The sequence below is a fragment of the Stenotrophomonas sp. YJH_SMC_105-26 genome, from assembly GCF_059368915.1.
The window spans coordinates 199,220-213,190 of sequence record NZ_JCAFSD010000003.1 but is presented as its reverse complement, the minus strand read 5'-3'; the positions used below and the strand labels follow the sequence as shown (position 1 = coordinate 213,190).

Below are 13,971 nucleotides of genomic sequence, written 5' to 3'. Positions count from 1 at the left end.
GAGCCGAGCATAGGCTCGGCTCTACAGATGCTGGTCAACGCGGCCTGCCGCCACGTGCGCGATAATGCCGCCATGAGCATCCAAGAGCTTTCCCCCGCGCAGGCACGCGAGCGCCTGGCCCATGGCGCGGTGCTGATCGATGTGCGCGAGGCGCACGAACGGGCCGGCGGCATGGCCGAGGGCGCGCGCGGCGTGGCCAAGGGCGAGCTGCAGGCCGACCCGGCCGCGCATCTGCCGCGGCACGACCAGGAAATCCTGCTGATCTGCCAGAGTGGCAAGCGCTCGGCCGATGCCGCGCAGTTCCTGCTGGAGGCCGGCTACACCCACGTGGCTTCCGTGACGGGCGGCACCGTGGCCTGGCGCGAGCAGTCGCTGCCGCTGGTGCAGCCGCTGGCCAGTGCTGCCGACCGTGACTTCTTTGATCGCTATTCGCGCCACCTGCTGCTGCCGCAGGTGGGCGAGGCCGGCCAGCGCCGGCTGCAGCAGTCGCGCGTGCTGGTGCTGGGCGCGGGTGGGCTGGGCGCACCGGCTGGGTTCTACCTGGCCGCCGCCGGGGTAGGGCACCTGCGCTTCGCCGACCACGACCGCGTGGAGCGCAGCAACCTGCACCGCCAGATCGTGCATACCGAAGCCAGCGTCGGCCAGTTCAAGGTCGATTCGGCGCGCGAGCGGCTGCTGGCGTTGAACCCGTCGATCGACGTCGAGGCGGTGCCTGAGCGGGTCACGTCCGAGAACGTGGATGCGCTGCTGGCCGGGGTGGATGTGGTGCTGGATGGCTCGGACAACTTCCCGCTGCGCTACCTGCTCAACGACGCCTGCATCAAGCACGCCACGCCGCTGGTGTATGCCGCCATCGAGCGCTTTGACGGCCAGGTAAGCGTGTTTGACGCTGGCCGCCAGCGCGGCGTGGCGCCGTGCTACCGCTGCCTGTTCCCCGAGCCGCCGCCGCCGGAGTTCGCGCCGAACTGTTCCGAGGCCGGTGTGCTGGGCGTGCTGCCCGGCCTGGCGGGCGTGCTGCAGGCGACCGAGGTGCTGAAGCTGCTGCTGGGCATCGGTGAGCCGCTGGTTGGCCGCCTGCTGCGCTTCGACGCGCTGGGCATGCGCTTCCGTGAGACCGGCATCCGGCCGGACCCGCAGTGCCCGGTGTGCGCGCCGGGCGTGCCGTTCCCGGGATATATCGATTACGCCGCGTTCTGCCGGGGTGGGTGAACCCGGCCGGGCGTCATCCACGCATGGCGTGGATCTACTATAGAGCCGAGCCCATGCTCGGCTGCTTCTGGCCTCGGCACGAAGAGCAGCCGAGCGTGGGCTCGGCTCTACAGGTTGTGGTTGTGCCAACCAAGGTTGGCACCCACCGACGCGGATGCATGGTTTCGGGATGATGCTGGGGGTCACTCCCGGTATCGTTCCATCTCCAAGACAATCCGGCGCAACATGCGTGCTATTGCCGTCATCGGCATTGCTCTATTGTTGAACGCGATTCTGGATCTTGGGGAACACACCGCATGGCGGTAGAAGCAGCGACCAGCGAGCTGGTCAAGGTCGTCGCCCTGTTGGGCGCGGCGGTGGTGATGGTGCCTTTGTTCCGTCGGGCCGGCCTGGGCTCGGTACTGGGCTACTTCGCCGCTGGCCTGGCGATCGGACCGTTCGGGCTGGGCTGGTTCTCCGACCCGCAGGCGATCCTGCATACCGCCGAGCTCGGCGTGGTGATGTTCCTGTTCGTGATCGGCCTGGAGATGCGGCCCTCGCACCTGTGGAGCCTGCGCAAGGAAATCTTCGGGCTGGGCACGCTGCAGATCGTCACCTGTGCGCTGGTGCTGACCAGCATCGCCAAGCTGTTCGGGTTGCCGTGGCAGGTGGCCTTCATCGGTGCCACCGGCTTTGTGCTCACATCCACCGCAGTGGTGATGCAGCTGCTGGCCGAGCGCGGTGACATCGCGCTGCCGTCGGGGCAGAAGATCGTCTCCATCCTGCTGTTCGAAGATCTGCTGATCGTGCCGCTGCTGGCGCTGGTGGCGTGGATGGGCCCGAGCGCCGGCAGTGCCGATGGCGAGGGTTCGCGCTGGCTGTCGGTAGCGATCGGCGTCGGCGCCATCGTCGGCCTGGTGCTGGTCGGCCGCTTCCTGCTCAATCCGCTGTTCCGCGTGCTGGCCGAATCGAAGGCGCGCGAGGTGATGACCGCTGCCGCGCTGCTGGTGGTGCTGGGCGCGGCGCTGCTGATGCAGCTGTCCGGCCTGTCGATGGCGATGGGCGCGTTCCTCGCGGGCGTGCTTCTGAGCGAGTCGACCTTCCGCCACCAGATCGAGGCGGACATCGAACCGTTCCGCGGCATCCTGCTGGGCCTGTTCTTCCTCAGCGTGGGCATGGCGCTGGACCTGGGCGTGGTGGCTGGCAACTGGCAGCTGATCCTCGGCCTGGTGCTGGCGCTGATGGTGGCCAAGGCGCTGTGCATCTACGTGGTCGCGCGCATCATGGGCAGTGACCACGCGCAGGCGCTGGATCGCGGCGTGCTGATGGCGCAGGGTGGCGAGTTCGCCTTCGTGCTGTTCTCCGCTGCCGCCTCAGCCGGTGTGATCAACCTGGAGATCAATGCCAACTTCACCGCCGTGGTGGTGTTGTCGATGGCGCTGACCCCGCTGGTGGTGCTGGTCTACAAGCGCATCGCGCCGAAGCCGACGGTGAACATGGACGGCGTGGACGAGGCCGAGGGCCTGTCCGGCAGTGTGCTGCTGATCGGCTTCGGCCGCTTCGGCCAGGTCGCCAGCCAGTCGCTGCTGGCGCGCGACGTGGACGTGACCATCATCGACAACGATGTGGAGATGATCCAGAGCGCCGCGCGTTTCGGTTTCAAGATCTACTACGGCGACGGCACGCGACTGGACGTGCTTCATGCCTCGGGCGCGGCCACCGCGCGTGCGATTGCGGTGTGCGTGGACAAGGCCGAGGCCGCCGACCGCATCGTCGAACTGGTGTCGCACGAGTTCCCGCAGGCCAAGCTGATGGTGCGCTCGTTCGACCGCGAGCATTCGCTGCGGCTGATCCATGCCGGTGTCGATTTCCAGATCCGCGAGACGTTTGAATCGGCGGTGTTGTTCGGCCAGGCCGCGCTGGTGGAACTGGGTGCGGATGAAGACGACGCGGTGGAGATTGCCGAGCAGATCCGGCGCCGCGATGCCGAGCGTTTCGAGCTGGAGATTGCCGGTGGTGGCTTGAATGCCGGCGCCAAGATGGTGTTCGGCAACTCCGGCCAGGGCGTGCCGACGCCGACGCCGTTCACCGCGCCGAAGCGGGCAAGCAAGACGTTGAACCCGCAGGACGTGCCGGAAGAGGAAGAATAACGTTTGCGGGTCGGATCCCTTTCCAGCGGAAAGGGCTCTGACCCGCTACGTCGTGCTGGGGTCAGAGCCCTTTGCCTGTGGCAAAGGGATCCGACCCCGTCAGGACCCCATCCTGCGGTGGGCGAGGGGGCCTGAATCAGGGACAATAGCGTCCCCGCCGCCCCACGCCTGCCCCCGATGACTGATTCCGCCGCCCCGCATCCTGCCCGCATCCTTGATGGCCGCCGCATCGCCGAGGACCTGCTCGACAGCCTGAAGGTGCGCGTCGACGCCCGCGTGGCCGCCGGTGGCAGCCGCCCGGGTCTGGCCGTGGTGCTGGTCGGTGGCGACCCGGCCTCGACCGTGTACGTGCGCAACAAGCGCCGTGCCGCCGAGAAGGTCGGCATCGAAGCACATGACTACGACCTGCCGGCCGGTACCACCGAAGCCGAGCTGCTCGACCTGATCGACCAGCTCAACGCCGATCCGAAGATCAACGGCATCCTGATCCAGCTGCCGCTGCCGGGCATCCCCGATGCGCGCCGGCTGATCCAGCGCATCGACCCGCGCAAGGACGTGGACGGCTTCCACCCGGAAAACGTCGGCCACCTGGCCCTGCGCGAGTTCGGCCTGCGCCCGTGCACCCCGCGCGGCATCACCACGCTGCTGGGCCACACCGACCAGCCGGTACGCGGCCGCAACGCCACCATCGTGGGCGTGAGCAACCATGTCGGCCGTCCGATGGGCCTGGAGCTGCTGATTGCCGGCTGCACCGTGACCAGCTGCCACAAGTTCACCCCCAAGGACGTGCTGGAACAGGCCGTACGCAACGCCGACATCCTGGTGGTGGCGGTGGGCCGCCCGGGCATCGTGCCGGGCGAGTGGGTGAAGCCGGGCGCGGTGGTGATCGACGTCGGCATCAACCGGTTGGACGACGGCCGCCTGGTGGGCGACGTCGGGTTTGAGGCGGCCGCCCAGCGGGCCAGCTGGATCACCCCGGTGCCGGGTGGCGTGGGCCCGATGACCGTGGCCACGTTGATGCAGAACACCCTGGAAGCGGCGGAAGCGCTGAGCTGACCTTTTGGGGTGGGGGCAACCGTTGGCCTGCTCCTGGTAGGTGCCAACCTTGGTTGGCACACATCCATCGGGGCCATCGGCCCATCTGGGGTGCCGGTGCCGGACGGATCGTGCCAACCAAGGTTGGCACCTACCAAAGGCGGTTCCGTGGGGGTTCCCAGGCGGCGCGTGGCCCCGGTCCGTCGCCCTGAACCAATCGCCGCCGGCGCGACACTGCGTCGCATCTACCCCCTGCCACGCGGCGCGAAAAAGGGGTAAAATGTCGCGCTTCCCCACATCTCGGGTATGCCGATGCTGCGCATCCAGGCTGAAGCACTCACTTACGACGACGTCTCGCTCGTCCCCGCCCACTCGACCATCCTGCCCAAGGACGTCAACCTCGAAACGCGGTTGACCCGAGACCTGAAGCTGAAGCTTCCGATCCTGTCCGCCGCGATGGACACCGTCACCGAAGCCCGCCTGGCCATCGCCATGGCCCAGCTCGGCGGCATGGGCATCATCCACAAGAATCTCAGCCTGGAACAGCAGGCCGCGGAAGTGGCCAAGGTCAAGAAGTTCGAGGCCGGTGTCATCCGCGACCCGATCACCGTCGGCCCGGAAACCACCATCCGCGACGTGCTGGCCCTGACCCAGGCGCACAACATCTCCGGCGTGCCGGTGGTGGGCAGCGACGGCCTGCTGGCCGGCATCGTGACCCACCGCGACATGCGCTTCGAGACCGAGCTGGACGATCCGGTCCGCCACATCATGACCAAGAAGGATCGCCTGATCACGGTCAAGGAAGGCGCCGCCAGCGACGAAGTGCTGCAGCTGCTGCACCGCAACCGCATCGAGAAGGTGCTGGTGGTCAACGATTCGTTCGAACTGCGTGGCCTGATCACCGTCAAGGACATCCAGAAGAACACCGACTTCCCGAACGCTGCCAAGGATCTGTCGACCCGCCTGCTGGTCGGCGCGGCCGTCGGCGTGGGTGGCGATACCGATCGCCGCGTGGAAGCGTTGGTCGCCGCCGGCGTGGACGTGATCGTGGTCGATACCGCGCACGGCCACTCGCAGGGCGTGCTGGACCGCGTCAGCTGGGTCAAGAAGAACTTCCCGAACGTGCAGGTCATCGGTGGCAACATCTGCACCGGCGAAGCCGCACTGGCGCTGCTGGACAGCGGCGCAGACGCGGTCAAGGTCGGCATCGGCCCGGGCTCGATCTGCACCACCCGCGTCGTCGCCGGCGTCGGCGTGCCGCAGGTCACCGCCATTGATTTGGTGGCCGAAGCGCTGCAGGACCGCATCCCGCTGATCGCCGACGGTGGCATCCGCTACTCCGGCGACATCGGCAAGGCGCTGGCCGCCGGTGCCTCGACCATCATGGTCGGCGGCCTGCTGGCCGGTACCGAGGAATCGCCGGGCGAGACCGAGCTGTACCAGGGCCGTTCGTACAAGAGCTACCGCGGCATGGGTTCGCTGGCTGCCATGGAGAAGGGGTCGAAGGACCGCTACTTCCAGGACGCCGCCACCGCCGACAAGCTGGTGCCGGAAGGCATCGAAGGCCGCGTGCCGTACCGCGGCCCGGTGGGCGGCATCATCCACCAGCTGATGGGCGGCCTGCGCGCCACCATGGGCTACGTGGGCTGCGCCACCATCGAAGACATGCGCAGCAAGCCCAAGTTCGTGAAGATCAGCGGCGCCGGCCAGCGTGAGAGCCACGTCCACGACGTGACCATCACCAAAGAGCCGCCGAACTACCGCGCCTGATGCGCTTGCGAACTGCTCTTGCGATTACGGGTAGCCTGCTGATGGCAGGCTGTTCGTTGTCCGAACCGCCGCCGCGCTCCGGGTCTCCGGGCGCGGCGGTTTCGCAATTGCAGGACGTACAGGCGTGCCAGAACGCGTTCTCGCTGCCGAAGGGCTGGCAGGTGCAGGCCGCTGGCGAGCAGCGCTGGCTGCTGAAAGGCACTGGCGAGCGCCCGCTGCAGGTCATCCTGCGGTGCGTTACCGATCTGGGTGACAGGCTTGAAGATCCTGTGGTCACCGCCGAGCTGGGGCCGCTGGAGCCGAAACGGATGAGCGTACAGTCCGCGTTCTGGGGCAACGCCGTGGATTCCGGCTACCCGATGCACGCCTTTCAACGGCGCATCGTGCCCGGCACCGAAGTGCAGGAAATCGCCGAACTGCCGCGCGCCGACCGCGCCAACCCTAACGCACCGCACGGCCTGCTGATGCTGCGCTGGGACGAGGAAGACCCCTCACATATTCAACAACGCGAGGCGTTCATCGCCACGCTGACGCAGAGCCTTGAAGCGCCAGGCGCTGCGAAAAACACCACTGGAACGGCACCATGACCAATATCCATAACGACAAGATCCTCATCCTCGATTTCGGCGCGCAGTACACGCAGCTGATCGCCCGCCGCATCCGCGAGCTGGGCGTCTACTGCGAAATCTGGGCGTGGGACCACAATCCGGCCGAGATCGCTGCGTTCGGCGCCAAGGGCATCATCCTGTCCGGTGGCCCGGAATCGACCACGCTGCCGGGCGCCCCGGCCGCGCCGCAGGAAGTGTTCGACAGCGGCCTGCCGATCTTCGGCATCTGCTACGGCATGCAGACCCTGGCCGCGCAGCTGGGCGGTGCCACCGAAGCCGCAGACCAGCGCGAGTTCGGCCACGCCGAAGTGAACGTGATCAACCCCGATGCACTGTTCAAGGGCCTGAGCGACCACGGCGGCGAGCCGAAGCTGAATGTCTGGATGAGCCACGGCGACCACGTCTCCGTTGCGCCGCCGGGCTTCACCATCACCGCCACCACCGACCGCATTCCGGTGGCCGCCATGGCCAACGAGGAAAAGCGCTGGTACGGCGTGCAGTTCCACCCGGAAGTGACCCACACCCTGCAGGGCCAGGCGCTGCTGCGCCGCTTCGTGGTGGATGTGTGCGGCTGCCAGACCCTGTGGACCGCCGCCAACATCATCGACGACCAGATCGCCCGCGTGCGCGAACAGGTGGGCGATGACGAAGTGATCCTGGGCCTGTCCGGCGGCGTCGATTCGTCCGTCGTGGCGGCGCTGCTGCACAAGGCCATCGGCGACAAGCTGACCTGCGTGTTCGTGGATACCGGCCTGCTGCGCTGGCAGGAAGGCGACCAGGTGATGGCGATGTTCGCCGAGCACATGGGCGTGAAGGTTGTGCGCGTGAATGCCGCCCACCGTTACTTCAGCGCGCTGGAAGGCGTGAGCGACCCGGAAGCCAAGCGCAAGATCATCGGCAACCTGTTCGTTGAGATCTTCGACGAAGAATCGAACAAGCTGAAGAACGCCAAGTGGCTGGCGCAGGGCACCATCTACCCGGACGTGATCGAGTCGGCCGGCAGCAAGACCGGCAAGGCGCATGTGATCAAGAGCCACCACAACGTGGGCGGCCTGCCGGAGCACATGAAGCTGGGCCTGGTGGAGCCGCTGCGCGAGCTGTTCAAGGACGAAGTACGCCGCCTGGGCGTCGAGCTGGGCCTGCCGCGCACCATGGTCTACCGCCATCCGTTCCCGGGCCCGGGCCTGGGCGTGCGTATCCTGGGCGAAGTGAAGCGCGAATACGCCGAGCTGCTTGCCAAGGCCGATGCCATCTTCATCGACGAGCTGCGCAAGGCCGACCTGTACGACAAGACCAGCCAGGCGTTTGCCGTGTTTCTGCCGGTGAAGTCGGTGGGCGTGGTGGGTGACGCGCGGGCTTATGAGTGGGTGATTGCGCTGCGGGCCGTGGAGACGATTGACTTCATGACGGCGCACTGGGCGCATCTGCCGTATGAGTTCCTGGGGACGGTGAGCAACCGGATCATCAATGAGTTGCGGGGGGTGTCGCGGGTGGTCTATGACATCTCGGGGAAGCCGCCGGCTACTATTGAGTGGGAATGAGTTGAAAGAACGAGGGCGCCGAGAGGCGCCCTTGTTGTTTGTCAAGTGCTCCTGCATGGCGCACGCTTGAGCTGATTGCCGCCGATCATCCCCAGTCAGTCATGCTGGCCACCTGCGACCGGGCCAAGGTTCAGAGTGGGGGGGCAGACGACGCCGCTAATGGGGCATTTGCGTGGGAAATGCCGCATTTAATGGCTATGATTACCGCATTTACACTGCGCGGTCAGCCGAAGCCCTTATAGGTCCGTGCCATAGCGCGGCATTGGTATGCATAGAGTCATCTGGCCGGCTGAAGGGTAGGGACGGGGTGCGGCGTACGAAGAGGAAGCGCATCGCAGCAGGCACTTCCGTCAGTGCAGTGGTTCTGGCGGTTGGCCACAAGATGGATCAGTGAGGACTCTCCATGGATAACGTTTTCCAGTTCCGCGACCAGCTCATCGAACGATACGGCAGCTTTTCCCGCAGTTTCGTTCGCATCGCTGCGCCTGATATCCAAGCCGAGGTCGAACATCAATATGCGCAAGGTCGCTATTGGCCTGAGCCGCTGGTGCAGATCAACCCGAATTACCAACGCCAAGGCACGGTGCAGAACCTGGCGGCACAGGGGATTTTGCATGCTGCTTGCGCAGAGATCTTCCAGGTCGGGAAGTCTGAAGGTTCGCCAGAACCCCTGCATCTTTACAAGCACCAGATGGAAGCCTTGGCCAAAGGCCAGGAACGCCAAAGCTATGTGGTCACGACCGGAACGGGGTCGGGGAAGTCCCTGTCCTTTTTCATCCCGATCATCGACCGCATTCTCAAGGCCAAACAATCCGATGGCAAAGCACGTACCAGGGCCATTGTCATCTATCCGATGAATGCTCTGGCCAACAGCCAGCTGGAAGAACTCGACAAGTTTCTGCATGGCTATGCGCCAGAGCGTCGTCCCTTCACCCTCAAGCGCTACACCGGCCAGGAAAGCAAGGCGGAACGCAGCGCCATCGCGGATGACCCGCCCGATATCCTGCTCACTAACTTCATGATGCTGGAGTACATCCTCACGCGCTTCGACGAAGTGGATCGGCGTGTGGTGGAACACTGCGAGGGACTTGAGTTCCTGGTGCTGGATGAGTTGCATACCTATCGTGGCCGTCAAGGGGCGGACGTTGCCTTGCTAGTGCGGCGCCTGCGAGAGCGCTTGAAAGCCGAGCAACTGGTCTGCATCGGTACCTCGGCCACCATGTCCAGCACAGGTAGCCAAGCCGACCGCAACCGCGTGGTGGCCGATGTGGCTAGCAAACTTTTTGGCACCCAGATCAGCGAGCATGACGTCATCGGCGAGACCTTGGAGCGCGTCACCAACCCGCTCAAGGACGTCAACGCCATCCGTACAGAACTACCGGCGGCCGTTACGCGAAAGCAGGATATCTGGGCTGACTTCGACGCCTTTCGCAATGACCCGTTATCCATCTGGGTGGAATTGAACCTGGGTATCGAACTACCTGCCGACGAGCCTCCCAGGCGGGCGAGACCCATGATGTTGGAAGAGGCCAGCCGCCGTCTCGCCGAAGACGCGGGTTGCCAGCCGGAAGCCGCTCGCACCGCCCTGCAGCGCTTTCTAGTGGCTGCCCATGATGTGCGCACGCCCCAGGGCAGGCCGCCTTTCGCGTTCAAGCTGCACCAGTTCATCAGCGGTCCCGGCAAGGTGCTCACCACGCTGGAGGCGCGAGGTAAGCGCCATGTCACGCTCGATGCTCAGCGTTTCGCGCCGGGGCGACAGCAAGAGAATGTGCTGCTTTACCCGACGCACTTCTGCCGCGATTGCGGCCAGGAGTACCTACCTGTCTGGCACGCACAGCAACCGCTCAGCTTCAGCTCACGTGAGATCGACGATATCGCGGCAGAAGACGACGCCAGCTATGGCTTTCTGTGTCCTCTGGTGCCCGGGCAGCAATACGGCGGCCTGCTCGAAGACCTGCCGGAAACCTGGATCGACCTCAGCCGTAACGAACCCAAAATCAAGCCAGCCTACAAGAATGCCGTTCCCTATATGGTCACGGTCGATGCCAAAGGGCAATCGGGCTCGGGGACGGAGTTCTGGTTCATTCCGGGAAAGTTCCGCTTCTGCCTGAACTGCGGCACGACACACGAAGCCCACGGCAAGGATGCCAACCGCCTCTCCAGCCTGTCCGGCGAAGGCCGCTCTTCGGCCACGACCATGATTGCCCTGGCGGCCTTGCAGCAATTGTTTGCACTTTCCGAACCTGCGCCAGGGCAGCCTGACCCACGCAAGTTGCTTGGGTTTACCGACAACCGCCAGGATGCCGCTCTGCAGGCGGGACATTTCAACGACTTCATTTTCCTGCTGACGCTGCGTGCCGGCTTGATCGGCGCACTGCAAGGCAGCGGCGGCCAACTCGATGAAGAACACTTGGCCGAAAGCGTATTCAAGGCCCTCGGCTTTCAAGGGGTCGATGAAGCGACCTTGGTGGAGTATCTGCGCACCCCCAAGCTCATGGGACTGGCCCGACAAGAAGCGCAACGCACATTGCGCTTCATCATCGCTTACCGGCTACTGCGTGATCTGCGGCGTGGCTGGCGCTTCAATAATCCGAATCTGGATCAACTCGGCCTATTGCAGATTCGGTATCGAGACCTAGATGCCTTTTGCGCTGACGCCAGCATCTTTGCTGCAAACAGCACCTTGACCAAATTGACGGCAGTGCAGCGGACAGTTTTGTTCGAACTACTGTTCGACGCCTTGCGCCGCCATCTGTGCCTGGAAAGTCGTTACCTCGACCCGGTCGAGCAGGACAAGGCACGCACCAGTGCCCACACCTACTTGAATGAGCGTTGGGCCTTCGCTCCCGACGAGAAACTCGATACCGGCCGCTATCTCATCCTCGGCAAGCGCCCGGAATACAAGGGCAAGCCGCGCACCGACTTGGTGACAGGTGGTCCACGCTCCCGTCTGCTACGGCAAATAAAGACGGCCGCCTTCTGGCGCAACAGCGCCTGCGCCAGCGAGGTCGCGCAATGGAAAGATGTCGAGTGGACTAAGCTGATCGAAGCGCTGCTGGAGTCCGCCAAGGACTATGGCTATGTGCAGCGCCAACCTATCGACGCCCAGCTCGCAGGCTGGCGCTTGAACGCGGCTGCTCTGGACTGGTGCCTGATTGCCGATCAGCCGCAAACTGATAGCAATCGAATCAATCAGTATTTCCGCACCCTGTATCTCGGCATTGCCGACCTGCTGCGCCAGCCCTCGCATCCGCTGTTCGACTTCGAGGCCCAGGAACACACGGCCCAGGTGGATGCGCCACGCCGGCAACTGCTGGAGCAGCGCTTTCGTTACACCGAAAAAGACAGGCAGGATTGGGCGCAGAACCCGGCCCACGAAGCGCCGTTGGAGCGGCTGCCGGTGATGTTCTGCTCCCCCACGATGGAGCTGGGCGTGGATATCTCCGCGCTCAACACCGTGTACTTGCGTAATGTGCCGCCGACCCCCGCCAACTACGCCCAGCGCAGCGGCCGTGCCGGTCGCTCGGGTCAGCAGGCGCTGGTCATCACCTATTGCGCGGCGCTCAGTCCGCATGACCAGTGGTTCTTCCACAATGCTGAGCAAATGGTGCATGGCGTCGTGCGCGCGCCAACCCTCGATCTGAGCAACCGTGATCTCATCGACAGCCACCTGCAAGCGGTCTGGCTTGCCAGTACCCAGGTGCCGCTGGACGACAGCATTGCGCCGATGCTGGATCTCGACCAGCCCGGTAAACCACTGAAACAGCCCTTGCACGAAGCACTGCGGGCGCAGGCTGTCCAGCAGCGGGCCTTGGCCAGTGCCGACCGGGTCATCAACCAGCTTGAGGGCGAGCTTGAAGGCAGCGCCTGGTTCACGCCTGACTATGTGCGTCAGGTCATCGACAACGCGGCGCAGGCGTTCTCTGGGGCGCTGGAGCGCTGGCGCGTGCTGTTCGATGCCACCCGCCAGCAAATGGATATGGCCGATCGCATCGTCAAGAGCCATACCGCCTCGCACATGGAGCGCCAAAATGCCCAGCGCCGCTACGGCGACGCCGCGCGCCAGTACGCCGTATTGCTCAAGTCCGGCAACGGCCAGAACAATGATTTCTACACCTATCGCTACTTGGCCAGCCAAGGCTTTTTGCCAGGCTACAACTTCCCGCGCCTGCCGCTGATGGCCTGGATTCCCGCCCGTGGCGGCCAGGCCGTCAATGGCAAGGATGACGAAGGCAGCATGGTCAGCCGGCCGCGCTTCCTGGCCCTGTCCGAATTCGGCCCCCGCAGCCTCATTTATCACCAGGGTCGCATGTACCGCGTGGTGCGTGCCAAACTCAACGTAGGCAATACAGACCACATTTCCGGCAACAGCCAGTTGGCCACCATTGCCTCGTTGGTGTGCAGCCAATGCGGCTACGGTCATCTCGGCGAGCCGGGCGGCGAACAGCCGCTGGTCAATCGCTGCGAGAACTGCGACGCCTTGCTCACCGAGCACGATTGGGTGCGCGAGCTCTACCGCATCGAAACCGTGGAGACCGTGGCCACCGAGCGCATTTCCATCAACGACGAGGAACGCCAGCGTCAGGGCTTCGAGCTGCAAACCACCTACCGCTTCCTGCCCGGCCCCGATGGCCGTATCCAGCAGCAGAAGGCTACGATCCAGCAAGGCGAGGACGTGCTAGGCGAGCTCACCTACGCGCCCGCTGCGCAAATCTGGCGCATCAATCGCGGCTGGCGCAGGCGCAAGGACAAGGAGCAACTGGGCTTCTACATCAACCCTATCACGGGCACCTGGAGCAAGCAGGATGCACCGGATGCGGAGGACGACAAGGGCAGTGACGATGCTTTGCTGGAGAAGGTGCCCAACCAACGCATCGTTCCCTTTGTGGAAGATCATCGCAATCTGCTGATCTTCGCTCCCGTACATGCCTTGCCTCTGGAGGCCATGGCCACTTTGCAGGCCGCGCTCAAGCGCGGCATCGAAATGACCTTCCAGATCGAGGAATCCGAACTGGTGGTCGAGCCACTGCCGAAGTCCGACGAGCGCCGCGCCTTGCTGTTCTACGAAGCTGCGGAAGGCGGTGCAGGTGTGCTCACTCGCCTGGCAAACAATCGCGACGACCTTGCTCTCGTAGCCAGCAATGCCCTGCAACTGATTCACTATCGCAAACCGCAGAGCGGCATTTGGACGCTGGAAGATCTGCCGTCGCTGGAACAGACCGATGCACTTGGCAATCATCAGTGTGAAGCCGGCTGCTATCAGTGCTTGCTGTCCTACTTCAACCAGCCGGATCACGAACACATCAACCGCCGCAATGCGGATGCGCTGAAGCTGTTGGTTGCGCTGGCCAATGCCCAGGTGCAGCCCGTAACGAGCAGCCCGACTACCGTTACCTCAACAACAGCAAACGAGCCCCTCGACGCCTGGCTGTCCGCACTCCGCCAGGCCGGGGGCGCGCAACCTGATGCGGTCAACGTGTCCGTCAACAATGGCGTAGCCACTGCGGCGGCCCAGTACAAGGCATCTCGTGCTTTGGTGTTTCTGTCCGCTGTGGATGATCAGACCACCAGCGTATTGCAGGACAAAGGCTGGCAGGTGCTCGATTTTTCGGACGCTTCACGCTGGCCACAACAATTCGCCGCGCACGCCGATGTGTTCGGTTCCAAGGAATAAAGGCG

At 64.5% G+C, this 13,971-nt stretch carries 7 protein-coding genes; all 7 read left to right on the top strand.

Annotated elements, in window-relative coordinates; all coding sequences use genetic code 11:
• The first annotated feature begins 72 nt into the window (after nt 1–72).
• On the top strand, nt 73–1,209 hold the full coding sequence (moeB, locus tag AC5P7F_RS10790) for a molybdopterin-synthase adenylyltransferase MoeB (protein ID WP_164077740.1): 1,137 nt from the start codon (nt 73–75) through the stop codon (nt 1,207–1,209).
• Nucleotides 1,210–1,505: 296 nt separating this feature from the next.
• Nucleotides 1,506–3,338 carry a monovalent cation:proton antiporter-2 (CPA2) family protein gene (locus AC5P7F_RS10785; RefSeq protein WP_046430199.1) on the top strand — a complete coding sequence of 611 codons (1,833 nt, stop codon included), beginning with the start codon at nt 1,506–1,508 and terminating at the stop codon, nt 3,336–3,338.
• Between the two features lie 177 nt (nt 3,339–3,515).
• Complete coding sequence (folD, locus tag AC5P7F_RS10780) at nt 3,516–4,394, top strand: bifunctional methylenetetrahydrofolate dehydrogenase/methenyltetrahydrofolate cyclohydrolase FolD (RefSeq protein ID WP_005416247.1); 879 nt, start codon at nt 3,516–3,518, stop codon at nt 4,392–4,394.
• A 291-nt stretch (nt 4,395–4,685) separates the two neighbouring features.
• Nucleotides 4,686–6,143 carry an IMP dehydrogenase gene (gene guaB, locus AC5P7F_RS10775; RefSeq protein WP_005409308.1) on the top strand — a complete coding sequence of 486 codons (1,458 nt, stop codon included), beginning with the start codon at nt 4,686–4,688 and terminating at the stop codon, nt 6,141–6,143.
• 107 nt (nt 6,144–6,250) lie between these two features.
• Nucleotides 6,251–6,730, top strand: a complete 480-nt coding sequence (locus AC5P7F_RS10770; RefSeq protein ID WP_164077652.1) for a hypothetical protein — start codon at nt 6,251–6,253, stop codon at nt 6,728–6,730.
• A complete protein-coding gene (gene guaA / locus AC5P7F_RS10765) occupies nt 6,727–8,292 on the top strand; it encodes a glutamine-hydrolyzing GMP synthase (RefSeq protein ID WP_164077649.1) in 1,566 nt (521 codons plus the stop codon). Before AC5P7F_RS10770 ends, guaA begins: the two co-directional genes overlap by 4 nt.
• 403 nt (nt 8,293–8,695) lie before the next feature.
• Nucleotides 8,696–13,966, top strand: a complete 5,271-nt coding sequence (locus tag AC5P7F_RS10760) for a DEAD/DEAH box helicase (RefSeq protein WP_164077648.1) — start codon at nt 8,696–8,698, stop codon at nt 13,964–13,966.
• Nucleotides 13,967–13,971 lie beyond the last annotated feature (5 nt).